Genomic DNA, 23689 nt, shown 5'->3' on the forward strand with positions numbered 1-23689 from the left:
GTGTTTTGACTGCGTTATCGTGCGCAAACCTCTTAATTTAATCTCTCAGGCAGCTCGATATCAACAAGCACTGGCAAGTGGTCGGAATATATTCTTGTCTTTGCATTTTTGAGTTTTCTACACGCCTTAACATTGATGTCGTCGGTTACCCAAACTCTATCAAGAGAAAACACTGGAAAATGGCTTGGAAATGTGGGGCCAACTTTTTGCTGCGACAACAATTCGTTGAGCGATTTGAAGGCTTTTGAAAAAAATTGCCACTCGTTGAAATCCCCAGCTAACAGCAGCGGGGTATGTTTTTCTTTAAGCCTAGCTGAAAGGTGTTCATGAAGTAGTGAAAACTGTGAGCGGCGCTCTATTTTTTTCAAACCCTTGTGAGTATTAACGACGGTCAGAGGTGTTTTCTCCGTTTTTAGCTCAACAATTTGGACGTTTCGAGGCTGTCGTCCGTGTTGGCTAACGTCCAATGTGTCATGGTCCAACACGTCAAAGCGAGTGAGTATGGCATTTCCGTACCAGCCATCGGATTCTCTAATCGCGGGGGAGGGAATAAGTTTGAACGTATTATTGGCGCATATGTCTTTAACATCTTGCGCGGTCTCACGTTCAAGTGGGCGCGTATCCATCTCCTGAAGCAGCACAACATCTGCGCCGCTGTTTGCTAGGAACTGTCCGATGCGCTTGTAGTCGTGCTGTTTATCTCTACCTATCCCACTGTGAATGTTGTAGGTTACTACGCGACACATTTCTCTACCTCGTCTTTATTGCTTTCACCACTTTCAGTATCGTCTCTACGCGACTCCTTTCTAGCTTGGTAATAACGGGCAAACTTTTGCGAACCCCAAATCATAACGCCCCAAAGAATAATTCCTCCCACTAGGTAGCTAATGGTTTCAGGAGATGGGTTTTTCCAAATCTGTGCGATTGAATCTCCTACCAACCCCTTTGCAATCATGGGGGGAAACATGCCTAGAAAGGTGCCGATTAAAAATTGAAAAATACCAATTGATGAAATACCTGCAACCAAATTAACTAAGCTGAAAGGGGCAATTGGCAGCATACGAATGGCTGCAACGCCAACAATCCCACTGCGCTTTAGCTTGGCATCGACAGCCGCAACTTTAGGGCCACCTATTTTCTTAAGGCCAGCATTACCCAGAAATTTCCCAATTCCAAAGGTAATTGCCGAACTCATTAGTGCCCCAATCATTCCGTAAATCGGGCCCCAAATAGGACCAAAAATAGCGGCCACAGCAAGAGACAATACAGTAACCGGAAAAAACAATATACCGCCGACAACATAAACCAGTAGTACGGTAGGAAGTGCAAAGTAAGTGCCGCGACTCTTTTCTAAGAAAGCGTTTATACTCTCTGAACTTAACCAGGATATTGACTGGCTAGCCCAGAACATCAGCCCACCTAAAACTGCAATAATGGCCAGGCCAATTAAAATCATAATACTGCGACGTCTTGGGTTTCTAGCGGGCAGCGCTGCGCCATCAAGCGTTGGCACCGATATTAGCGGTTCTTCGGGGTCAGACAGAGCGCGAAAGACATTTTTCACCGATTGCTCAGTAAAAACTTCGTCATTTACTTCGGTAAGAATATAACCATGCGCTATCTGACCATGCATTAATGCTTCAACAGGATTATTGCTGTTAAATATTTCCGGCATTGCATCAATGTCTCTTCCTGTATGTTCAGCAAGTAAGTCGTTTCTCACATGTTCAATACAGGCTTGATTCTCTTTATTGTTACCAAATAGCACTGTGTCAATCTCAGTATCCAATGTCATTGAACGGTTACTAAGATTTGAAGAGCCAATAACAAGGTACTTGTTATCGATAGTCATAACTTTTGAATGGATACGTTTGTACGCGCGACGCCCCTGCATATCTTCAATAGAAGAATAAGTGAGCTTTACCCGTTCAGGTTCAATACCCTTTTCCAAAATGCTTTTGAATTCAATACGGCTTGCCCAAAATGCCTCGCATTCAAATTTGCCTTTTGGCTCGTAAGAACTCACGATAATAACCGAAAGGTCAGGCTTTTCTTTAAGCTGCTTATTAAGTGCTTCGGCGATCTCTAATCGAGTAGTAAATTGATTTTCGATAAAGATTACTGACTCTGCTTCGCTAATAAGGTCAAGCAGCATATGTCGCACTTCTTGCGCCGGTTCAACTTCGTCCATAAATGGAATGGTTCGGGCAAGTGCGCATTCTACGTTTTCGAAAAGTGGCGGGAAGTCCTCTGGCCAAGCGTCAGGCAATGGCGCGTTTTCATCAATATGGGCGTCTTCACGAATGTCTACCGGAGATGTTTCAGCAACACGTTGCCATCTCCACCTAACGAGTTTTGAAAAATCAGCAACCACCGGGCCACTAGAAACCATCTGTACGTCGTGAAGGGGGCCATATTCGCCGTCTGGACCATTTCTTTCGTCTGACAAGACAGGGTGATCGCGAGTATCCCAGCGATTTGTTGATACATCCATTCCGCCAGAGAATACTAATTCGTCATCAATAACCACAATTTTTTGGTGCTGACTGCCGCCCATCGGAATGGTGTCGTCTAGCTCTGTTTCAACGTTGTCTGGTGTTTTTTCTTCCCACACCTCTTTGGCCCACATTTCACGCTGTGCGAAAAATGCCAACGAAGAGTCCCAGCGCAACAGATAAATCTTAATGTCTGGGTTTTGCTCTGCCTTCCATTTAAGCAAATCGCTTATAACGCTTGGTGCTTCGCTGTTTGCCTCATCATCGCCTCGTAGTAAACGAATTCGACTATCGATATCCCATCCAACAATGAAAATACTGTGTCTGGCTTTAACGATCGCGCTATGTAGGGCTTTATAATAATTTGCGCAATCAATTAACGGTGTGGAAAAGCGAGCTTTGCTCGCTACCCAACAGTTCTGACCTGGTTGAAAAATACTCTTGTTTGATTGCATACCCTGCTACCCATCCTAAATACTTATCAAGGAATAATGCAGTATCTATACCTCAACATCTCTAAACGTTAGCGATCTAATCAATTGATTTAATTATATTTATTTTAATTTGTTTTATTGGGGAAAATGCGCTTTTCAAATTTGTGTAATATTTTCACGACACAGTGAGTTTAATGTTCACGGTTGGCAAAAAGCAGAAATAACATCTTTATAAAAGCAAAAACACGTATGGGACGAAGCTTATGGTGCTGTGCATTCCGCGCATTGAAGGTGAAAAAAAGCCTTTGTCGCGTGACAAAGGCTTTTATTCAAAGTAATTCACGCAAGGTTACGTGAAATGTGCCTTGTACGATAAATTAAAAACGATACTCAACACCGATGCTTGCTTGTTTAAGGTCGGTTTCAAAATCGGTGTCGTCAATATCGTCAAATGCTTCATCTGCATCTAACTCAGTATCGTAAACAGTGTATTCTGCATTCACTAAAAAGTTACTTGTGATGGCGTAGCTTAGACCCGCACCTACGAAAAGGCTCTCGTCGTCATAGTCACGCGATACACCAACAAAGTTGTATTCAGTTTCAGACCAAAGTTGCCCGGCTTTGGCATATAATGAAAAGCGTTCTGTCAGCGGCAGGATGCCTTTAATGGCTGCAGTATAGCCGTCTGTTTCAGCACCAGCGATGTCATTGCCGTAGTCGCCAAAATCGATGTAACCACCTTCTACAGCTATCCATTCGTTAAACTTGTAACCAACAAGACCTTGCCAAACATCTTTGTCATCGTCAAAGTCGTCTTCTCCTTCAACGCGCAGGTAACCGTAATTACCACCCACATAAAACCCACTATCCTTTGCTTCAATTTGGCTAGACTGAGCGTTAGCGCCAAACGATGCCATGGCGCTGATTGAGGCAATTGTTGCTAATCCGGTAAGTGTCTTAAGTGTGTTTTTCATAAGTTCATCCTCACTACTTTTGTAACATTCCATCGACTTCTTTTGTGAAGTAAATGTGTCTTCAATTCACTAATGCTTAATCAATTGCTGTGCCATGGTAGAAATTGCAAAAATCATTTCAATTAGCTGAAAAACTTACCGATTACGCCATCTCTTAGTTGATTAATTAACCACTTTTGTAATTTAAATAGAGCGGAAGAAAAGCTGGGGGCGAAAAAATTTCTCATGCTCTGAAAGAGATTCACACCGTTTATCTAATTTTATTCTCAACTAGCTCAAAACACCCAGACCATCGAACCAAATCTCGAAATGTTCACAACATATTGAATTCATGAGCTTTTCATTTGATTGGATTTTCTAATCAGCTGAATTTGTTTTATCAACTGTCAATATCCAGTAAGGCTGTCTATCTTTTAGGTGTTTGTTAGGTAGACAAAATGTTAACAAGATGGTGGGCAAGTACACACCGCAGTTTGATAGCAGAAACAGACTCAGACGGGAAATAATCATGACTATAAATAGGTTTAGAAAAACCACGCTTTCAGCATTAATTGCACTGTCGTTAAGTGCAACATGTGCCGTTGCCAACGACCAAATTAGTAAGCCAGCGGGTGCAAAAGGCACTGGTATGGCAAAAGCATTTCAAGCAAAGAGCAACCAATTTTGGTGGCCGGATCAACTCGATTTATCTCCACTTCGAGATCACGACAATCGTTCAAATCCACTGGGCGACAATTTTAGCTACGCTAAGGCGTTTTCAAAGCTTGACCTTGACCAAGTTAAAAAAGACGTAAATGAACTTCTTACCACTTCACAAGACTGGTGGCCAGCAGACTTCGGTAATTATGGGCCGTTCTTTATACGCCTTTCATGGCACAGTGCAGGTACCTACCGTACCTTAGACGGGCGCGGGGGCGGCGATGGTGGTCAAATGCGTTTTGATCCCCTTAATAGCTGGCCTGATAACGGCAATCTTGATAAAGCGCGTCGCTTGCTGTGGCCCATTAAGCAAAAGTATGGGGAGAGCTTGTCATGGGGTGACCTGATGATTCTCGCAGGCACTGTAGGAATGGAAAACATGGGCTTTGACACCTATGGCTTCGCGGGTGGTCGTACTGACGATTGGGAGCCAGATATGGTGTACTGGGGCCCAGAAGTAGAAATGCTAGCAAGCGATCGCGAAGAGCAAGACGGTAAACTTCAGCGTCCGCTAGGTGCTACGCACATGGGCTTAATATATGTAAACCCTGAAGGGCCAAAAGGGGTTCCTGATCCTATGGGATCAGCCAAGAACATTCGCACTGCATTTGGTCGCATGGCGATGAATGATGAGGAAACCGTAGCACTTATTGCCGGTGGTCACACATTTGGGAAAATGCACGGTGCACACAAACCAGCAGATTGTTTAGAGGCTGAGCCAGGTGGTGCAGGATTAGCAGAGCAGGGGCTGGGTTGGAAAAATAACTGTGGTAAAGGCAACGCTGAAAATACAGTAACAAGTGGTCTTGAAGGAGCATGGACACAGGCACCCACAAAGTGGACAAGTTTATACCTTCAGAATTTACTTGGTTTTGAGTGGAAGCAAACACGTAGCCCAGCAGGCGCTATTCAATGGATTCCTACGGATGAGTCTCTACACAAAGCTGTGCCAGATGCACACGTTGAAGGTAAGAAGAATCCTCCTGTTATGACAACCGCTGACTTGGCACTTAAATACGACCCAGAGTATCGCAAAATAGCTGAGCGTTTCTTAGCCGATCCTAAAGCGTACCAAACGGCATTCGCTAAAGCGTGGTTTAAGCTTACGCACCGCGATATGGGGCCTAAAGCACGTTATTTGGGTAATGATATTCCAGAAGAGAATTTCATTTGGCAAGACCCTGTACCAAAAGCCGACTACAAAACGATTTCTGAGAAAGACGTTAAAAAGCTTAAGGCTGACATTTTAGACAGCGGTTTAACCGTTCAGCAGCTTGTAAAAACAGCGTGGGCGGCTGCAGCAAGCTTCCGTGCCTCAGATTTACGTGGAGGTGCAAACGGTGCCCGCGTAGCCCTAGAGCCACAAATGAGCTGGGAAGCGAACGAACCTGAAACCGTTAAAGCAGTGGTAACCAAGCTTAAAGAAATGCAAGAAGACTACAATTCGCGCATGTTCTCTAAGAAAAAAGTATCGCTTGCTGACTTAATTGTTATTGGCGGCGCTGCGGCTATCGAGAAAGCGGCTGCCGATGCGGGTGTAGAGGTAACGGTTCCAGTGGTTCCAGGCAGAACCGACGCTACTCAAGAACAAACAGATGTGAACTCGTTTGCGTTGCTTGAGCCTTATGCCGATGCGTTTAGAAACTATTATAATGCAGAAGCAAGCTATCGTTCGCCTACGGATATGCTAGTAGACAAAGCCGATCAGCTAAATCTAACCGTGCCTGAAATGACGGTACTTTTAGGTGGTATGCGCTCTTTAGGCGCAAATACAGGAAACGCTAAGCATGGTGTATTTACCGATAAGGTAGGCACGTTAAACAACGATTTCTTCGTTACGCTACTTGATATGGGTGTTAAGTGGAGAAAAACCGATGATCCATCGGTTTACGAAGGTGTTAGCAGAAGTTCGGGTGAAGTAATGTACACAGGTACGCCAGTAGACCTTATCTTTGGTTCAAATAGCGAGCTTCGAGCGGTGTCTGAAGTATATGCTTACGACAACGCGAAAACCCGTTTTGTTGAAGACTTCGTAGACGCATGGACAAAAGTAATGACGTTAGACCGTTTTGATTTGCGTCACGACTTGAACGCCAGTTTACGTAAATAACATGCACTAATGCCGCAGCGTATTACTGATACGCGAACAGACGTTAGCAACGAAGGGGCGCCGGTGGCGTCCCTTTTTTATAGTGAACTTAAATCTGTATTAAAGATTCGCAAATGCGCTATAAAACAAAGGGAGGCCATCGCAAACTTCACGTTAATTCGATACACTGAATGCTTATTTTTCGCTCTGACAGATATACTCAACAATGGCAAGCCTTCAACGCTCTTTGGTGAATTTAGAAATGCTAAGTGACGATATTAATGCGCTAGACGCCAATGCGCTTAATACCGCCGCGCACATAAGGCTTTTGCATAATGTGTTAGAAGAGTTAAAAATTGCTGAACAGTTTGCAGCACAGGAAACAGAGGCGAGCTTTCACAAAACATTACTGGGCTCAATGTTCGAGAACATTTTCGAGCGAAAGCGAATGGTGGGAGTATATATCAAGTTGCTTGGGTACGTATTAACAGCATGGGAAGCGACGAATAAAGCCAATGCAATTATCAGTGAAAACTTTGATTCAAGCGCAGACAAGCGACTAGAGCTTCTTCAGGTAAAGGCCATAAAGGCAAAATCTCAACTGAAAACGGTGGCAACGGCCATGGGGCAGGGCGACTATGGAAAATTTACTCAAACGCTAGGGCTTACAACACCAGAGTGGCAATGGGATACACTTCGCGCCAGATTTTAATCCAGCGCGAAAGTAAAACATGGTGAGCTAAGGTGTGGTGTTTCGAATTCCAATACCTTGTTCATTGATAACGCGAACTTCACGTTGAGGAAACGGAATTTCAATATTGTGCTCGCGCAGTGTTTCAAAAACCGTAAGCAGCAAGTCGCCACCAACGCGGTTTTTACCGTCATCGACACCTTCCATCCAGAACTCGACAAACATGTTTACACCAGAATCACCAAAGCTATCTATCTCGCAATCAGGTCGCTCTTCAAATGGAACATCATCGCCACTGATCACTTGAGGATGTTCAGACACTGCCTCTTTAATCACTTCAACCATTGCCCGAATATCAGTTTTGTAGGCAACGGAGAAGTCGATGCGATAGCGCTGCATTTGGTTTTTATGTGTCCAGTTTATCAACAAAGAGCTGATAAATTTTTCGTTTGGTACCAAAATGTCTTTACCGTCGAAAGTTTCTAATACGGCGTAGCGCATTTTGAATTCTCTTACGATACCTTTTTGCCCGTCTTCAAGCTCAACGTAATCGCCAACAGTTAACGATTTATCCAGCAAAATTATGATGCCAGAGATAAAGTTCGATGCAATTGACTGAAGACCTAAGCCTAAACCAACACCTAAAGCACCACCAAACACAGCCAACGCGGTTAAGTTAATTCCCATTACGTTAAGTAATAGAAGAAACACAACACAGAAAAGTGCAACTTCAAAAAGCTTTGCAAAGACTTCTTTTGTCGAAACATCTAGCGATTTGTGATTTCTTATGATGTCTTGACCTATTGCATTAGAACTGCGCCCTAACCAAAACAGTAATGCGCCAAATAACAGGACGCGAGTAACGCCATAGGCTGAAATTTCAACGTTACCTACCGAAATAGAAATTGACGCTAGTGCAGAAGTAATCAGTGGGAGCACACCAACTAGGTGTAAAAATAAGATAGGTAAGCCGACCCACCGCATGAAAGCTGCAATAGTATTGTTTTCAACAAAGCCTGTAATGAGTGAATTTACAAATAGCATGAGTGCGACAACCACGGCTATCTCTAATAGCCAAGCATCGAACTGAAATTGCGCGCCAAGCACAGTTGTTAGCTTTAGCATGCTTATTGTAATAAGTGGGAATAGTGCTTCACCTAGGTTATACAAAAAACCGTGCATGGTATGCGCACCTTGCTGGGGTTTTTCTCGCGTGAACTTAAATGGCTTCTTTACTTGTCTAGCAAGCAAAAACGCTACGCAATAAATAACAGCAATTGTCATAAGTTGGATGACGAAGCTGTCAGACATTACCGATGCTTTGACTAATGCCAACTTTTCTTCAAAGTGTTGGGTTAAATTATCAACATTCATGTTTTCTACTTCACTTGTTTGCCACGTTAGTTCACGCGGATAGTTTAGGTCGTCGAATATCTGAGCGCTTTTTATCTGTTATAGCAAATATGGTAAAGCTTTTTTTATTTATCGTGCTGATGCTATTTTGTTATCTAATTAAATGTTGAACAAAAAATGCGCTGGTGGCTTCCCACGTTTAGTGGTAGACTCCGCGCGCAATTTGTAAGAGTAAACACCTACGTTCTTTTCTTGATGTCAAACACCAATAAGCCAAGTTGGCAATGGCGTATCTCTTTAGGTTTTCCCAGTAATCTATAACCCCCACGGTTAGCAATAACGCACTAGCGCTTATACCTTTGCGGTATGCAATTTTTATAAATACCTATGACAGGAGTTTGTTAATGTCATTTACCCAATTAGGGCTCGCTGAACCCTTGTTAAAAGCCATTGAAAAACGAGGATTTAGCACACCATCACCAATCCAAGAAAAAGCAATACCAGAAGTGTTGCAAGGAAAGGATGTGTTGGCAGCTGCGCAAACGGGAACAGGGAAAACCGCGGGATTTGGACTACCCATTTTACAAAGATTGATGTCAGGGCAACCTGTGTCTGGCAATAATGTTCGTGCTCTTATCTTAACACCTACTCGCGAGCTTGCCGCGCAGGTAGAAGAAAGTATTAGAGCGTTCAGTGAATTTTTGCCATTAAAAACTGCCGTGGTATTTGGTGGTGTGGGCATTAACCCGCAAATGATGAAGCTTCGCAAAGGCGTGGACGTATTAATTGCAACGCCTGGAAGATTACTTGATTTGCACCAACAAAACGCAGTTAAGTTTTCTCAACTTGAAGTGTTGGTGTTGGACGAAGCCGACAGAATGCTTGATATGGGCTTTATTCACGACATAAAAAGAGTGTTGAAGCTATTGCCACAAGAGCGTCAGAGCCTGCTGTTCTCGGCGACCTTTTCTGATGAAATTACAGCACTGGCGAAAACGATTACGCGCAACCCTGTGAGTATTTCAACGGCGCCGGCTAACACCACGGTTGAAGCCGTACAGCAGCATTTAGTAACCATTGATAAATCGAAAAAGACCACTGCGCTTATTTGTCTTATCAAGCAACAAAAATGGGAACAAGTGTTGGTATTTAGCCGCACTAAGCACGGAGCGAACCGCATTGCTGAAAAGCTTACTCGTTCAAAAATTCCAAGTGCTGCAATACACGGTAATAAAAGCCAAGGTGCAAGAACCAAAGCCTTAGCTGACTTTAAAAGTGGTGCAATCAAAGTGCTAGTAGCCACAGATATTGCAGCACGCGGCATCGACATCAGTGAATTACCGATTGTTGTTAACTTAGACTTACCTAATACGGCTGCTGATTACGTTCACAGGATCGGTCGCACGGGGCGCGCTGGTGCAAGTGGGCAGGCGTGGTCATTCGTGTGCGCTGAAGAGTTTCAAAACTTAAAAGATATTGAAACGCTTATTCAAAAGCTGCTTCCTCGTGAAACTCTTGAAGGATTTGAACCTCAACAAGCTGTACCACCTACCACACTATCTAAGCCGAAAAAGCCAAAAAAGCCGAAGAAACCAAAAGCGCAGCAAAATGAGAGCGGTGGAGAAGCAAAGCGTTCTGGTCAACACAAAAAGTCGGGTCCTCGCCAGGGAAACCGCAGTGGGAACGGCAACTCTCATGGTGGGAAGTCGAACTCGCGACACAACGCTAATGGTAAGCCAGCAAGGCAACAAAAAGCAGGCAGCGAAGGAAGTAATGCGACAAAGCGTCCGCCTAACCGCAGAAATCACTCATCAAATAAAAGCAGAGCAAGTCAGGCAGAAGCATAATTCTGTTACAAAAAAGGGCCTTATCTTTATAAGATAAAGGCCCTTTAGCTTCACTATCGTTTAAATAACTGCTTCTTAGTTGTGTTCCCATGAAAATGGGTTGTAGTGGCGTAATAACGGTGCGGTCTTAACATCGTCAGCATTTTCAGCGTCAAGTGTCAGCTCAGCGCGTTTAACGAGTGTTTTCTGCAGTTCAGTGCGAAAGCCTTTAGTCTCTTTCCATAGTGCATTTAGCCCCTCTGGCGAATTGCCGGCTAAATCCTGAGCCAATAATGGGCCTAGTTTGTCGTAAGCACTTTGAAGCCTAGCCGCTTGCTCTTTATTGTAGGCAATTTCCTCATTGGTGGCTGCCCAGTTAATTAACGGTACTTTTTCGGCTTGTGTCATCGCGGGAAAGCGCGAAAAGTAATGCATATATTCAGACAATGGAATGCTATCGGCGTGCCCCCATATATCCATGGTCGCTCTATTTAACAGGGCACTGGAATTAGGCTCTACAATCATCACGGTAGGCGTTGCGTAATAGATAGGGTAATTGAATCGCTCAGTTATGTTTCTTCTATCTTTTAGGGTTCCAACATCAACAAAAACGACTTCGTAATGGGCTGATAGAATAAGGTCCATCTCTTTCGTTGCGAATCGTTCGGCCAACCCGGTGCTGTCGTGGCACCATTGTGCACCCAACACCACCAGAAGTAAGTTATTTTGTTGTACTGCCTTTTGCTGCGCATTTACTACATCTTGGTAAGGTGAAACCGATGGAGTGTAGGAATAAGGGCTAGTATCTTGAGTGCTCACACAACCATTTAGCGCAAAAATGGTGACGAAAAAAAAGATCGCAGTTAGGCGATGTTTAAAACAGTGAGCACGGCGAGTGAATGGTAGCGTTCGAGTAAGAAAAATGTTTTGCATAAGTTTGTCAAAATTTGAGTCAAATCAACGACAATGTAGCATAAAAAGAGAATGTAAAAGCGGAAAAAAATCGCAATAATGAAAGGCATGGTAGTGGGACAGTAGAGAAGCTACCGGTGTTTGGTTCTCGTTAATCTGGTTTAACACAATGTGTCGTCATTGATCACGTCAAAAGCATCAAGGTACCCTGTTTCTAATGCAATTCTAAGAAGGCCAAATTGAGACGTAACGTTTAGCTTTTTATAAATATTTGTTCTGTGAACCATCACTGTTTTTGGGGCAGTATCTATATGATAGGCAATTTGCTTAGGTTGAAACCCCTTTGCTAGAAGTAAGAATATTTCCTTTTCTCTTTCTGTAAGAATAGACGTTAATCGCTTATCGCCAAACGCTAATTTCTTACTGATATCGCGACTTAAGTAGTTTTCGCCTTTCTCTAGCGACGTCAAGGCATCCATTAATTCTTTGGTGGCCGCGTTTTTTGTCACGTAACCATCGGCCCCTAGTTCGAGCGCCTTACTGATATAGCCCACATGATGATACATGCTTAATATTAAGCACTTTATAAAAGGCGCTTCTTTCTTAAGTTTTACAAGTGTGTCGAAGCCACTTTCTTGAGTTGGAGAAATATCCAGTATGGCCACATCAATTTCTTCTAAAGAGGCAAAGGAAGGCAACGCGCTTAGAGAGCTCACAGCATAAGTTACGTGCCAGCCATACTCTTGCTCGATGAGTGTTTTAATGCCGTCCCTTACAATCTCATAATCGTCAATGATGAGTATGTGCATAAAAAAATATTTTTTATTCTTAATGCATCAAGTTTACGTTGTATTTGGCCTATAGAAAATAAGCCGATGGCTTAGATTGATGTTTTTAGAACTTTTTAAGTAAAAAAAAGCCGGCCTATCCCTGGCCGGCAGTGACTTAACTTTGATACTTCTTTTTATTTATTCTGTCTTATAAAGACAGGGCATCGCTTACATACTGCAATGCGTGAAGTATGTTAAAGGTTTACCGTTACTGGAGCAGAGCATGCAGAAGTTTCGTCACACACCATGTACGTGAATACGCCAGGTTGAACGCCTCGGCTTCTATCGCGATAACGACCAGTGTTGCTTACCTCTTCAAGTAACTCACCGTTGCGATAAATCATAACGGTGTCAGCCATTGAACCGCTGTACGATAAATCTACGCGAAGCGAGCCGAAGCGGGATAACATAGCGCGATCAATTTCTGCAACAATGTTGCTGTCTGAAACCGATACAGTTTCTGTTGATACACCCGTTTGACCTTCTGAGTCTGTCACCGTTAGGGTTACATCGTAAGCGCCAGTGCTAGCGTAAACGTGTGTGGGGTTTTCTTCTGTTGAAGTAGCGCCATCACCGAAGTCCCAGCTGTAGCTAACAATGTCACCGTTAACGTCGTTACTATTGTTTGTGAAGCTTACCGACAAGCCTGTAGCATCATAGGTAAACGCCGAATTAGGTGGTGTAGGGCCAACTTCACCAATCCCCGTAACTACTAGGCTCCATGTGTTTACGGTTCCATTGTCACCATCAAAAGTGTCGAGAACATTTAATGTCCAATCACCCGTTGCCACTTCGCCGTTGAATGCATCTGAATTGTAGCTTTCAACGATATCATCAGTGCCGCCACCTTGGTTTTGGCGCAGAACGGTTGTTGTACCCTGAGGTGATGTTAGCGACAGCACGAGGTCTCCGCTGTAGGCGTGCGTGATGTCTACCGACGCCTGCATACCAAATACGGTGAGATCATCTGGTATATTGATCACCAAATCCACGCCTTCATCATCTGGATCTTCTTCGTTAGGCAGTGTAGGCACTGCATCACCAGAGTACGCATAAGGGAACTCGTTCAGTCCTTGAGGGTAAACATAAAGATTCGCCGATTTAGACTTTTCAATATCTCCACTTACACCGTTAACCGTAAAGCTGTAAGGGCCCCATGGCGTATCTTCAGCGGTGACAACGGTAAGCGTTACAGTATCACCAGGCATTGCGATGCTTGCACTTAACGAGGCGATGTCACTTGGCTCTGCAAGTGCTAATTGAACTTCTTCGTCGTAGCCTGCAATAGAGCCCACTTCAATAGTGAAGGTGTAGGTTTCACCCGCTTCAATCTCAGCAGAACCTGGTGTGATACCTAGTTTGAAACCTGGTGTCGGATCGGCTTCTTCCAAAGCATTAAGCACATTCAAGCGGTTGCCAGAAACGGTGCGGCCATCAGCCCAAAGGCTTGTTTCACCCGTAGACATTAACAGTTCTTTCATTTCAGAAGGCGTTAGCTCTGGGTTTAGTGACCACACAAGTGCCGCCGCGCCAGCAACATGAGGCGTTGCCATAGACGTACCTGAAAATGCTGCATAGCCGTTACCTGGAACAGTAGATAAAATTGCTGTACCTGGTGCAGCAATGTCCACTGTTTCAATGCCGTATGAGTAGCCGCTGTCTCCGTCGGTACGGGTATGACTTGCAACCGCAAGTAGACTGTTGGTAGTGGTCACATAATTAGACGGGTAGTTGTCTACGTTATCGTTGTTCGAACCAGAGTTTCCTGCAGCTGCAACAAATAAGATACCTGCTTGACCCGCAACTTCAATGGCGGTCTCTAATGCTTCACTGTAGCCACCGCCACCCCAGCTGTTATTGGTCGCTTTGATGTTTATACCGCGGTTTTCTTTCAAGTCGGTGAAATAATCAATACATTCGATGGCACCAGCTGTTGACCCCGTACCGTCGGCACCCAAGAACTTACATGCAGCAATTGACACATCGTGGTTTACACCAACCACACCGATACCGTTATCGCCTACAGCACCAATGGTGCCTGCAACGTGTGTACCGTGAGAGTCGTCATCCATTGGATCGGTATCGCCGTTTGCTGTATCAATACCGTAAACGTCGTCGATATAGCCGTTACCGTCGTCATCAACGCCGTTTCCTGCAATTTCGCCAGGGTTTACCCATGCATTGTCGGCCAGGTCTTCGTGGTTGTAATCAACACCTGTATCAATCACGCCAATGACAACATCGCTATCACCCGTTGTAATATCCCACGCTTCCGGCGCATCAATGTCTACATCATTTGTTCCGCCAGCTTGACCCGTGTTATTCAGCCCCCAAAGATCACCATATGAAGGGTCATTCGGCACTAATGCCTTGCGATACAGAAAATTTGGCTCTGCAATTTTAACCGCTGGGTTCTTCTTCAGTATTTCAATGGCGTCTTTAACTGACTTACCGCGAAGTTGAAGTTTAGCAATACGGCCATTCAAAAGGTTTGAGAAACGGTCGTCTATTTCATCGCGGTTTGCGTCGCTAATACGCGCTCCCACTGATGAACGAGCGCGCATTTTCTCAGTTTTGCTAACATTTTCTTTGTACACAACAATAACGCTATCGTCGAAAATTTCGGCTTTTGCAGCGTGTGCATGGCTAGATACCATTAGCGGTAGAAGGGCTAATGACAGTGCTGAAAGACCTGTTTTAAAAGGCTTTGTTTTCATATTTAGATTCCATAACTAGCAATAATACTTAAATCACGAAACCTTCTCACTCGGTCTGATATAACTAACGGTTAAAACTTATAACGTAAAATTTAAAGCCTGCAACCCTTTATCGTAAGGAATTGCCTAAAAATACAACTTAACCACTAGGGGAAAATGTAAATTCGAATCTAAACTAGTACTTAATTACTAAACACGCTTTGTGCATTTGCTCGAGAGTACCCCCACAAAAAGTAGGTGGTCTTACCAATAACATTAAGACGCCCGTTTTCATGCTGGATCTAGCACTATGGTATGACTCCCTACGAATAACCCGCTGATTTAACGTGTACTTCCTGTATTTGAACAGAAATAAATACAACTTATTGGTGATAGATTCTCGCCAGTTTAAGGAGTGTTATAGAGGAGTCACCTTTGTTGTTAATTAAGGAAGTAGTCGTTCTCATGGACAAGAAGTTACAGGTTAAAAAGAGCCAACTTGCTAAAAAAGTAGACAGATTTAAAGCTGCTACATTAGTAGCCATTACGGGGTGTAGTCTTCTAACCGTAAACCTTCCTGCTTATGCTCAACACTCCGACTTATCAACAAGCTCAGACATGGTGGAATCTTCTCTTTCAATGAGTCTGAACGCTCAAGCTATCACGATAGACGATGAAACGGTCTTCATTGCTGTCAGTCAGTTTGGGCTAAATAACATAACTAACATAATCCAAAGCGGTAACGGCGCTAACCTATCAAATGTTGTTCAAAACGGCAGTAATAATGAAGCAATGATCACTCAGCTGGGTGAGGGAAACGTTGTTAACTTATTGCAGCAAAACAACAATAACTATTTCGAGATTATTCAAGATGGGTTCGACAATGTTGCCAATGTTAATCAATTAGGTGAGCAGTCTTTTACTGTTTATCAAATAGGGAACGAGATGGTAATTAACATCACGCAATACCAAGAATGATGTAATTGCCATAGGGAGACAAACGTGAAAATGAGAAAAACAAAAATAGCGAGTGCTTTGCTTTTAGTGGCTGCGACGGGGTGGGCATCAGCTCAAGAAATTCCAGCCAGCAAGACAGTAGACTTTAATGCATCAGCAGATTTTGTTGCTGCGTCAGAAGGCAATGAAGTTACGCTGACTCAAACGGCTCCGGAAGGAAACGAAGTCGGCAATGAATCTATTCTAAGTCAAGAAGGCGATTTAAATGCGATTGTCGTTGAAGTTACTGGAGATGCGAACGAAGTACTTTCGTCACAAATGCAGGCAGGCAACACGTTTTTTGCAAGTGTAACGGGTAACGGTAACGTATTAGAAGCTGAACAAGATAGCCTAGATAGCACAGCAGAGGCTGTTGTAGAGGGCGACGATAACACGGTATCACTAGTGCAGTTAGGCGATGGTGGTCCTATCGGCTTTATCTTTAATCGCACAATAAACAGCATCACTGGTAGCGGCAATACCTTGTCAGTATATCAAGGCGACGGTGGTAACTGGGCTGATAACGTAATTTCAGGTAACGACAATACGGTTTTTGTTGATCAGTCTGGTGATTGGCACGAATCTTATGTTCGTGAGGTAAATGGTGATGCCAACGTCATTGATGTTGTTCAGGCTGGCTACTACAACGTGTCTGACTTGACTGTTGTTGGTTCAGAGAACGAGATTGAGATAGACCAGGATGGCGACCAAAATGCCGTGAACTGGAATATGGTTGGCGATGCCAACATTCTTGAATTCGAACAAGATGGTAACGGAAATGAAATTACCACTGGTGCATTTGAAGGTGCTGGAAACGAAGTAAATATCGATCAAATTGGCGATGTTAACTTGGCTACGGTAGAAACCATCGGCGGACAAGCTAATAGCTTTGAAATTAACCAAGTAGGCGAAGGTAACACGGCTTATGCAGGTGTGATTGGCTTATTCAATGAGTTCGATTTAACTCAAGTGGGTGATGCCAATGAGATTAGCACGGTTAACTTCGATGGCCTGTTTAACACGGTAAAAATTGAGCAAAGCGGCGACGCTAACTTAGCATTAGCTCAAGCTGGTATCGGTGACGCTACATTTTTTGCTGACGCTAACGTAATAGATATGGCACAAGAGGGTATCGAGAACGTAGCATCTGTTGAGCTAGCCAGCGATGTATCATCAAGCGGCAACGAGATTATGGTAGCGCAATCAGGCGAGCTAAACTTACTCGACTTACTTGTTAACGGCGATGACAACATGATTAGCGTAATGCAAGAAGGTGTAGGTAACTGGGTGACGAATGATGCGGGTGGTCAATTCGTTGTCTCGGGGGATGCAAACACGTTCGAAGTTTCGCAAATGGGCAACGATAACTTAGTGACAGGTAGTATCACTGGTAACGGCGGCACGGTAAGTGTGACGCAGGTTGGTGATTACAACGTGGCAACTGTAGTCCAAATGTAATACGGTTGGCCGGGCGTTCGCCCGGCTTTATTCAATACAATGAAGTACTTGTATCGTTTCACTTTCATCACACTCATTACGGGTGTGCTCTTTTCTCCGATTCACGCAGAAGAAATTCGGTTAGGTGGACTGTTGCTTGATAATAGCATCAGCCGTCAAGGTCATGAATTTGCCTCTCGCATCAGCCAGTACTGGCGAGAAGTTCCTGATAGTTCTGGTAAAAACTTGGTTGTTAAAGAAGTTATTGTTCCTCAGGCTGGAACATTACTTTCGGTGATTTACGACAATAAGGTGGTTTATCAAACATACATGGGGCGTAGGCAAGTGCCGCTTGATGAGAAAGTGCAGCAAGCCATTATTTTGGTCTTAGACGCGGTAGCAAACGCAAGTATAGAAAGTAGAAGCCCAGACTTAGCAGGGGACGAATGGTAATGAAAAAAGGGAAGGCGTTAACCGCACTGATGTTCGCCGGAGCGTTAGCATTGAATATGGCTCAGGCAACTGAATTGGTTTATGAACCAATAAATCCTTCGTTTGGCGGAAACCCGCTAAACGGTTCATTTTTATTGAGTAAGGCAAACTCACAAAATGCACACACGGCGCCGTTCAACGAACGCTCTTACGACGAACGACTTCAGGAGTCATTAGAACGTGCCTATATAAATCGTATTGTTCGAGAAATTACTGATATTGCGTTTGGCGAACAAGAGTTCGATGCTGACGGCAATCCGATAGAGAGTATATTTAATCAAGATAGCATTTTTGTAAGCGGTGATTTTCAGGTTGAGCTAATAACAAGTAATCCAGACAGTATTGTCGTAAACATTACTAACTTGCTGACAGGCGAAGTAACCGTCGTAGAAATTCCACGGTTTGGGTAGGGAAATTCATGAGAAGTACCGTTTTTTTAATTCTAGTGTTGGCACTATCTGGTTGCCAATCTATCACCAATACGTTGCCCCCTGACACAACAGCTGCCGACGTTATCAAAGATAGTGCCACGCTATCTGAAGTGAAAGCTTTGCCTGCACCTATGGGGCAAATTCCTGTCTCAGTATATGCATTTAGAGATCAGACGGGGCAATACAAGCCGAGTACAGGTGCAAGCTCGTTTTCCACAGCGGTCACTCAAGGTGCAACGTCTATTCTTGTACAAACCCTAAGTGAAACATCGTGGTTTCTACCGGTTGAACGTGAAGGGTTACAAAATATTCTTACCGAACGAAAAATAATTCGAGCAGACGAAAACAGTGGCGGCGATTTACCCCCTTTAACCACCGCAAGAATTATTATTGAGGGCGGAATAATTAGCTACGATACCAATGTTCGCACCGGTGGCGCAGGGGTCGAGTATTTTGGCATTGGCGCCAGTGAGCTGTTTAGAGAAGATCAAATTTCAATTTATATGCGTGCAGTAGATGTGAGAACGGGTCAAGTGCTGGTGTCGGTTTCAACATCTAAAAAGGTGCTAAGCCAAGAAATCAGGGCCGGGCTGTTCAGATATGTTTCACTCAAGCGTTTGCTTGAAGCTGAGACTGGTTACACTACCAATGAACCCATGTTTGAATGCGTAAAACAAAGCATAGAAAAAGCGGTAACCGAATTAGTATTACAAGGAATGGAGAAGGGTGTGTGGCGCGCTAAAGCCTAGGCGCCATGCAAGCGCTGCAATAGGGTTTAGTAGTTAACCTGTTGCGGCTGACTAAATTGATGATCAAACCATTTGATAAGCTCAACGCGATTTCGGCACTCAGTCTTTCTAAAGATACTATATACGTGTGTTTTCACTGTATTCACGCTGATATGTAAGCTGTCTGCAATTTCCTGATTCTGCGCTCCTTCTGCAATTTTTCGCGTGATGGCAAGCTCCCGCTTAGTTAAAATCGCAGTAGACGACTGTAGTGCCGCTATAGACTTAGTTTTGGGCACTAAATTTGCGTCTATATAGCGACTCATAATTTCGCGACTAAACCATTTGTTGCCTGCCTGCACTTGCTGAACGCCACGTACCAAAAGCTCTAAGTTATCTTCAATGTGAAAAATACCATTTATACCGTGTTGAAGTGCTGCGTAATGAAAGTCAACGTCAGATTCACGAACATTGAAAATGACTTTGTTTAACTCAGGATAATCATGTACCACGGGCAAATTGAGAATTGCCGCTGCACTACAGTATTGCGCATCAATGAAGAACGTATGGGTATTATTAAGCACACTTCTAGGTGGATGAATTGCGCCCGTTGTAACAGTAAATCCACAAGATGGCAAAATACTAAGGAAGCGTTCGTAGGCCTCGTCTTTTCTCGTATTTTCACCGAAACTATTTCTTGTTAGTACGAACGCTTGATGTGACATGAAGGCTCCTTTTCGTGGCCTTCAACCTTACGAACTATACCATTGCTTTACAATACTCCTGAGGTCTTACTTGCAGTAGCAAAGCGTAACAAAATGTAACAGCAAAAAACGCGAGTAAATTTTCTAAAAATGCAACACTTTTTAAGCGCTCAGCGTATTAAATATAAGTAAATTATCGCGATAAAAACTGCTTGCCCCCTTTGTTAAAAATGACGTTAGTGTATAGTTCATCACCAAGTTCATCCTTCGATAATTTCGACACACAGAGAGTACCATGACCGTAAACGTTGACACACAGTCTTTGATTGCATCTATGCGCGATGTAGTAGGGCAAGCCTATTTGTTAACAGATAAAGCGAAAAAGCAGCCTTACACTAAAGGTTTTCGTTTTGGTGCAGGCGAAGCGCTTGCGGTTGTGCGACCAGGCTCATTAATTGAGATTTGGCGAGTGCTTAAATTGTGTGTTGAAGCCGACGTTGCGGTTATTATGCAGGCTGCGAATACAGGTCTAACAGGCGGCTCGACGCCTGATGGTAAAGACTACGACAGGCCGCTTGTGATCATAAGCACCATGCGTATTGATGATATCCAGCTGGTAGACAGTGGTAAGCAAATTGTTGGGTTAGCAGGCAGTACGCTATTTGGATTGGAAGAGACACTCGCACCTTATGGCCGCGAGCCGCACTCTGTTATTGGTTCTTCATGCATTGGTGCCTCTATAGTTGGCGGCATTTGCAATAACTCGGGTGGCGCATTGGTGAAACGTGGCCCTGCTTACACCGAACTTGCATTGTTCGCACAAATAGATGCCAATGGTAATTTATCTCTGGTTAATAACTTAGGTATTCACTTAGGCAGTGACCCAGAGGAAATCTTAAACAACCTTGAGAAAAAGCGTTACAAAGAATCTGACGTATTCCATCCCGATGCTCGAGCGTCAGACAACGAATATGATGAACGAGTGCGAGACGTAGACTCAGACACGCCATCGCGCTTTAATAACGACGGCAGACGGCTTCATGAAGCCTCGGGCTGTGCGGGTAAACTTGCTGTGTTTGCAGTACGACTAGACACATTCCCGATACCTGAAAAGAAGCAGGTTTTTTATGTCGGCTCTAACGATGCCGCTGTTTTTACTAAAGTGCGTCGCGATATTCTTTCTACTTTTAAGAACCTGCCAGACTCTGGCGAATATCTTCACCGCGACTGCTACGATGTTTCGAAAAAGTACGGCAAAGATATGTTCATTGTTATCAGTAAGCTTGGCGCAAAATTTATTCCTAAGCTTTTTGCTTTTAAGCGCAAGTTCGATGCATTTACCGACAAGTTGGGCTTTTTACCTAACAAAATGTCTGACCGAGTAATGCAGTACATGAGCTATATTTTTCCTAATCATTTGCCAAAGCGCATGGAAGAGTACAGAGACAAGTACCAACATCATTGGATTTTAGAAATGAGCAACGATGGGGTAGACGAAGCAAAAGCCTATCTTGATGAGTTCTTTAAAACGAATGAAGGCAGCTACTTCGAATGTACAGAGGAAGAAGCAGATAAAGCTATCTTACATCGCTTTGTTGCAGGTGGAGCAATTGGTCGCTACCACGTTATGCACAGTAAAGAGGTGGGCGCAATGATGACCATTGACGTAGCACTTCGCCGCAACGACCCCGATTGGTTTGAAGTATTGCCTAAAGAAATTGACGAACAAATAGATACTAAACTGTATTACGGCCATTTGTTTTGCCACGTTATGCACCAAAACTATGTGCTAACAAAAGCCGCAGATGCCAAACTGCTTAAAGGCAAAATTCTAGAGACCTTTGACGCAAGAAGCGCCGAGTATCCAGCGGAGCACAATGTGGGCCACGAATACTTCGCCAAAGATGCATTGAAAAACTTTTATCGCGAACTGGACCCAACCAATAGTTTCAACCCTGGCATAGGTAAAACCACTAAACGTAAAAACTGGGCTGAGCATGATGGAGGTTGCTGCGGCGGACATCACTAAGGCTTCGCTTAAAGTAGGAGCACTCGCGCCTTATTTATAGTTATGCTGAATGAATGCCTTCTTTCACCTAAATCCTACCCATATTGATATGTTATATTGTAGCCATCACTAGTGGTAAAAATTATCACTAGTGATGGCTATATTAACAACAAGTAGGAGTAATGAAGGAAGGAACTTCTGCGAGAGAAGGGAAAGCAAGACTGCTCCCCCTAATATCCCCTGAGGTTTTACTTAGTAGTAGTTAGCGATTTGATTGATTACCGCATTCACTGCGCGATACGCGTTTGACACGTTCTCTACACCACAGGCTTGGCCATTACAGCCAGACCAGTATGGATCTGAGAAGTAGTCTAGTTGAGTTGCGCTACCAAATGCTTGCGGGTATGCCATAATAGTTGAGAAGTTGTTATCAACGCCGTGACCAATACCATCATTGTATACACCACCTACTGAACCTTGACGAACAGAGTGACCTAAGCCCATGTTATGACCTAGCTCGTGTATGAAAGTAGAAAGGCCACAGTCAACGGCACTAATGCTATACATACGGCTTTGCGAGCTTGAGTATAACGTTCCGTTGTTACCTTGACCTACCCAGCCAATACCACATACGTAGCCAGTTAATTGACCATTTTGGTAGATGTTTTCACGGTTACCTAAAAGTACCACCATGTCAGCACCGTTAGACGCTCTTGCGCCTTGAACACCGCTGCTGTCAGTAAGTAAGTTCAGTGCACTTTCAGTTGGCTGAAGATCGCTAGATGTTGCAGCAGCTGACTGAACGCCAACTAAGCGCAACTGCAAATCTACAGCGTTGTTGCTATACACGCGGTTGGCGTGAGAAATGTACTGATTAATTTTTGTGTCGATATTAGACACATTGTTAGCTGCTGGTTGGGTATAAAGCACCATCACATCGATGGTTGCAGCTGAAGCTGTCGTTGCACAAAACAACGATACAGCCATTGCCGTTAAACACTTAAATGTGTGTTTCATTTTATTTCCTTCTTGTTGTTTTATTTGAGCTTGTTGAATTTCCTGTGAAGCTCAACAGGCGTCAGGGGATTAGTTTTGCCCGAGGTCAAAAACCTCTTCAGCATTGTCATCACTGAGCGGGCTTGTACTATCAGGCTCTCGCTCGATATGGCTCTGCATCATTGATGACTTTGGCGCGATCCACGCGTATTTGTCGTTCCCTTCAAGCACAAAAACGTCTCTTGGGGTAGCAAGGTTTCCGTAGGTTGCGTTTTCACCAATGGTAATAACTGCAGCGTAAAGAGAACCAGCGCCGGGAATATGGGCTTCAACGGTGCGATCGCCGTTGGGGTGATTTTGAATGTGGTCAACTTCGCCCGTGTAACTGCCGCCAAACTGAGGGATGTATAAATCTAGATACTCCCCGACTTCGACAGTCATCAGCTCTTCGCGATCAAGTTCAATGTAGGCTTCGTCAACAACATCCGCGGGAATATGGCCTTCAGCTTCAAGAACACGCTTGCCCTCTTCAGAGGTTTTCCACACGATGGTGTCTTTTTCTGCTTTTGCGCCGCTGGCATCAACAACATTTCCTTTTAGCTCAGACTCACTTTTGGGCTTGAAGTTATCTACACCTGTAGACAGCACCTGCCCATTTCTTTTCTTTTCAACTACTGGCGTTTGTTTAACGCTTTCTGTTTCAGAATTGGCTGCTACATTCTCATTTTCCTGCGACGGTGTGGTGTCGAGAAATGCGAAAATACAACCAATAGCTACAATTGCCGTTGAAGCGGCAATAATGCGCTTTTTCATATTATGTTCCTTTTATTATTACTTACTGAATTTAGGAATTTGAGCGTTAGAAACTAGCGACACATTCACTCCTTTGTATTGAGCT

The 23689-nt window shown here is 43.9% G+C and carries 19 protein-coding genes; 9 read left to right on the top strand and 10 right to left on the bottom strand.

All coding sequences use genetic code 11. The features are described 5' to 3' along the window. Nucleotides 1-32 precede the first annotated feature (32 nt). The 3 genes from ACHUFN_RS16970 to ACHUFN_RS16980 all read right to left on the bottom strand — a co-directional run bounded on the left by ACHUFN_RS16970 (nt 33) and on the right by ACHUFN_RS16980 (nt 3903). Nucleotides 33-746 carry an endonuclease/exonuclease/phosphatase family protein gene (locus tag ACHUFN_RS16970; RefSeq protein WP_394223765.1) on the bottom strand — a complete coding sequence of 238 codons (714 nt, stop codon included), beginning with the start codon at nt 744-746 and terminating at the stop codon, nt 33-35. Then, nucleotides 734-2950 (bottom strand): VTT domain-containing protein, encoded by a 2217-nt coding sequence (locus tag ACHUFN_RS16975; RefSeq protein ID WP_394223766.1) that lies wholly within the window; start codon nt 2948-2950, stop codon nt 734-736. Before ACHUFN_RS16975 ends, ACHUFN_RS16970 begins: the two co-directional genes overlap by 13 nt. A gap of 356 nt (nt 2951-3306) precedes the next feature. Continuing rightward, complete coding sequence (locus ACHUFN_RS16980; protein WP_394223768.1) at nt 3307-3903, bottom strand: porin family protein; 597 nt, start codon at nt 3901-3903, stop codon at nt 3307-3309. A gap of 508 nt (nt 3904-4411) precedes the next feature. On the opposite strand from ACHUFN_RS16980, the gene katG reads away from it, so the two are divergent. Both katG and ACHUFN_RS16990 read left to right on the top strand, forming a co-directional pair. Beyond that, complete coding sequence (gene katG / locus ACHUFN_RS16985) at nt 4412-6712, top strand: catalase/peroxidase HPI (protein ID WP_394223770.1); 2301 nt, start codon at nt 4412-4414, stop codon at nt 6710-6712. A 205-nt stretch (nt 6713-6917) separates the two neighbouring features. Further along, nucleotides 6918-7403 carry a hypothetical protein gene (locus ACHUFN_RS16990; RefSeq protein WP_394223772.1) on the top strand — a complete coding sequence of 162 codons (486 nt, stop codon included), beginning with the start codon at nt 6918-6920 and terminating at the stop codon, nt 7401-7403. Between the two features lie 27 nt (nt 7404-7430). Here ACHUFN_RS16990 and ACHUFN_RS16995 read toward each other — a convergent pair whose 3' ends face one another. Continuing rightward, nucleotides 7431-8756 carry a mechanosensitive ion channel family protein gene (locus ACHUFN_RS16995; RefSeq protein WP_394223774.1) on the bottom strand — a complete coding sequence of 442 codons (1326 nt, stop codon included), beginning with the start codon at nt 8754-8756 and terminating at the stop codon, nt 7431-7433. Between the two features lie 383 nt (nt 8757-9139). Here ACHUFN_RS16995 and ACHUFN_RS17000 point away from each other — a divergent pair, with 383 nt between their 5' ends. Next, complete coding sequence (locus tag ACHUFN_RS17000) at nt 9140-10582, top strand: DEAD/DEAH box helicase (protein ID WP_394223776.1); 1443 nt, start codon at nt 9140-9142, stop codon at nt 10580-10582. Between the two features lie 75 nt (nt 10583-10657). Here ACHUFN_RS17000 and ACHUFN_RS17005 read toward each other — a convergent pair whose 3' ends face one another. The 3 genes from ACHUFN_RS17005 to ACHUFN_RS17015 all read right to left on the bottom strand — a co-directional run bounded on the left by ACHUFN_RS17005 (nt 10658) and on the right by ACHUFN_RS17015 (nt 15020). Then, entirely contained in the window at nt 10658-11380 is a 723-nt protein-coding gene (locus tag ACHUFN_RS17005; RefSeq protein WP_394223778.1) for a thioredoxin family protein, read from the bottom strand. 254 nt (nt 11381-11634) lie between these two features. Further along, nucleotides 11635-12282 carry a response regulator gene (locus ACHUFN_RS17010; protein WP_394223779.1) on the bottom strand — a complete coding sequence of 216 codons (648 nt, stop codon included), beginning with the start codon at nt 12280-12282 and terminating at the stop codon, nt 11635-11637. A gap of 215 nt (nt 12283-12497) precedes the next feature. Next, nucleotides 12498-15020, bottom strand: coding sequence for a S8 family serine peptidase (locus ACHUFN_RS17015; protein ID WP_394223780.1), 2523 nt, complete (start codon nt 15018-15020; stop codon nt 12498-12500). Between the two features lie 444 nt (nt 15021-15464). Between ACHUFN_RS17015 and ACHUFN_RS17020 the strand changes: the two genes are divergently transcribed. The 5 genes from ACHUFN_RS17020 to ACHUFN_RS17040 are packed head-to-tail and all read left to right on the top strand — an operon-like array spanning nt 15465 to nt 19104. Beyond that, complete coding sequence (locus tag ACHUFN_RS17020; RefSeq protein ID WP_394223781.1) at nt 15465-15977, top strand: curlin subunit CsgB; 513 nt, start codon at nt 15465-15467, stop codon at nt 15975-15977. A gap of 30 nt (nt 15978-16007) precedes the next feature. Next, complete coding sequence (locus ACHUFN_RS17025; RefSeq protein ID WP_394223912.1) at nt 16008-17453, top strand: curlin; 1446 nt, start codon at nt 16008-16010, stop codon at nt 17451-17453. A gap of 39 nt (nt 17454-17492) precedes the next feature. Then, nucleotides 17493-17885, top strand: a complete 393-nt coding sequence (locus tag ACHUFN_RS17030) for a CsgE family curli-type amyloid fiber assembly protein (RefSeq protein ID WP_394223783.1) — start codon at nt 17493-17495, stop codon at nt 17883-17885. After that, complete coding sequence (locus ACHUFN_RS17035; RefSeq protein ID WP_394223784.1) at nt 17879-18334, top strand: curli assembly protein CsgF; 456 nt, start codon at nt 17879-17881, stop codon at nt 18332-18334. Before ACHUFN_RS17030 ends, ACHUFN_RS17035 begins: the two co-directional genes overlap by 7 nt. A gap of 8 nt (nt 18335-18342) precedes the next feature. Further along, nucleotides 18343-19104 carry a CsgG/HfaB family protein gene (locus tag ACHUFN_RS17040; RefSeq protein WP_394223785.1) on the top strand — a complete coding sequence of 254 codons (762 nt, stop codon included), beginning with the start codon at nt 18343-18345 and terminating at the stop codon, nt 19102-19104. 26 nt (nt 19105-19130) lie between these two features. Here the strand turns inward: ACHUFN_RS17040 and ACHUFN_RS17045 are convergent, their stop codons facing one another. Continuing rightward, on the bottom strand, nt 19131-19808 hold the full coding sequence (locus ACHUFN_RS17045; protein WP_394223786.1) for a helix-turn-helix transcriptional regulator: 678 nt from the start codon (nt 19806-19808) through the stop codon (nt 19131-19133). Between the two features lie 274 nt (nt 19809-20082). On the opposite strand from ACHUFN_RS17045, the gene dld reads away from it, so the two are divergent. After that, on the top strand, nt 20083-21816 hold the full coding sequence (gene dld / locus ACHUFN_RS17050; RefSeq protein WP_394223787.1) for a D-lactate dehydrogenase: 1734 nt from the start codon (nt 20083-20085) through the stop codon (nt 21814-21816). 231 nt (nt 21817-22047) lie between these two features. Here the strand turns inward: dld and ACHUFN_RS17055 are convergent, their stop codons facing one another. Next, nucleotides 22048-22812 carry a zinc-dependent metalloprotease family protein gene (locus tag ACHUFN_RS17055; protein ID WP_394223788.1) on the bottom strand — a complete coding sequence of 255 codons (765 nt, stop codon included), beginning with the start codon at nt 22810-22812 and terminating at the stop codon, nt 22048-22050. 69 nt (nt 22813-22881) lie between these two features. Further along, nucleotides 22882-23604, bottom strand: coding sequence for a hypothetical protein (locus ACHUFN_RS17060; protein ID WP_394223790.1), 723 nt, complete (start codon nt 23602-23604; stop codon nt 22882-22884). Nucleotides 23605-23689: the final 85 nt, after the last annotated feature.

This window comes from Alteromonas gracilis (genome assembly GCF_043642145.1).
GTDB classification, from domain to species: Bacteria; Pseudomonadota; Gammaproteobacteria; order Enterobacterales; family Alteromonadaceae; genus Alteromonas; species Alteromonas gracilis_B.

Bases quoted from the DNA above. Each gene is read 5' to 3' on its own strand.
- ACHUFN_RS16980 (WP_394223768.1), bottom strand. From the start codon at position 3,903: ATGAAAAACACACTTAAGACACTTACCGGATTAGCAACAATTGCCTCA.
- ACHUFN_RS17030 (WP_394223783.1), top strand. From the start codon at position 17,493: ATGAAGTACTTGTATCGTTTCACTTTCATCACACTCATTACGGGTGTG.
- ACHUFN_RS16975 (WP_394223766.1), bottom strand. From the start codon at position 2,950: ATGCAATCAAACAAGAGTATTTTTCAACCAGGTCAGAACTGTTGGGTA.
- ACHUFN_RS17010 (WP_394223779.1), bottom strand. From the start codon at position 12,282: ATGCACATACTCATCATTGACGATTATGAGATTGTAAGGGACGGCATT.
- dld (WP_394223787.1), top strand. From the start codon at position 20,083: ATGACCGTAAACGTTGACACACAGTCTTTGATTGCATCTATGCGCGAT.
- ACHUFN_RS17020 (WP_394223781.1), top strand. From the start codon at position 15,465: ATGGACAAGAAGTTACAGGTTAAAAAGAGCCAACTTGCTAAAAAAGTA.
- ACHUFN_RS16990 (WP_394223772.1), top strand. From the start codon at position 6,918: ATGGCAAGCCTTCAACGCTCTTTGGTGAATTTAGAAATGCTAAGTGAC.
- ACHUFN_RS17000 (WP_394223776.1), top strand. From the start codon at position 9,140: ATGTCATTTACCCAATTAGGGCTCGCTGAACCCTTGTTAAAAGCCATT.
- ACHUFN_RS17035 (WP_394223784.1), top strand. From the start codon at position 17,879: ATGGTAATGAAAAAAGGGAAGGCGTTAACCGCACTGATGTTCGCCGGA.
- ACHUFN_RS17040 (WP_394223785.1), top strand. From the start codon at position 18,343: ATGAGAAGTACCGTTTTTTTAATTCTAGTGTTGGCACTATCTGGTTGC.
- ACHUFN_RS17025 (WP_394223912.1), top strand. From the start codon at position 16,008: ATGAGAAAAACAAAAATAGCGAGTGCTTTGCTTTTAGTGGCTGCGACG.
- ACHUFN_RS17060 (WP_394223790.1), bottom strand. From the start codon at position 23,604: ATGAAAAAGCGCATTATTGCCGCTTCAACGGCAATTGTAGCTATTGGT.
- ACHUFN_RS17055 (WP_394223788.1), bottom strand. From the start codon at position 22,812: ATGAAACACACATTTAAGTGTTTAACGGCAATGGCTGTATCGTTGTTT.
- ACHUFN_RS16970 (WP_394223765.1), bottom strand. From the start codon at position 746: ATGTGTCGCGTAGTAACCTACAACATTCACAGTGGGATAGGTAGAGAT.
- ACHUFN_RS17045 (WP_394223786.1), bottom strand. From the start codon at position 19,808: ATGTCACATCAAGCGTTCGTACTAACAAGAAATAGTTTCGGTGAAAAT.
- ACHUFN_RS16995 (WP_394223774.1), bottom strand. From the start codon at position 8,756: ATGAATGTTGATAATTTAACCCAACACTTTGAAGAAAAGTTGGCATTA.
- ACHUFN_RS17015 (WP_394223780.1), bottom strand. From the start codon at position 15,020: ATGAAAACAAAGCCTTTTAAAACAGGTCTTTCAGCACTGTCATTAGCC.
- katG (WP_394223770.1), top strand. From the start codon at position 4,412: ATGACTATAAATAGGTTTAGAAAAACCACGCTTTCAGCATTAATTGCA.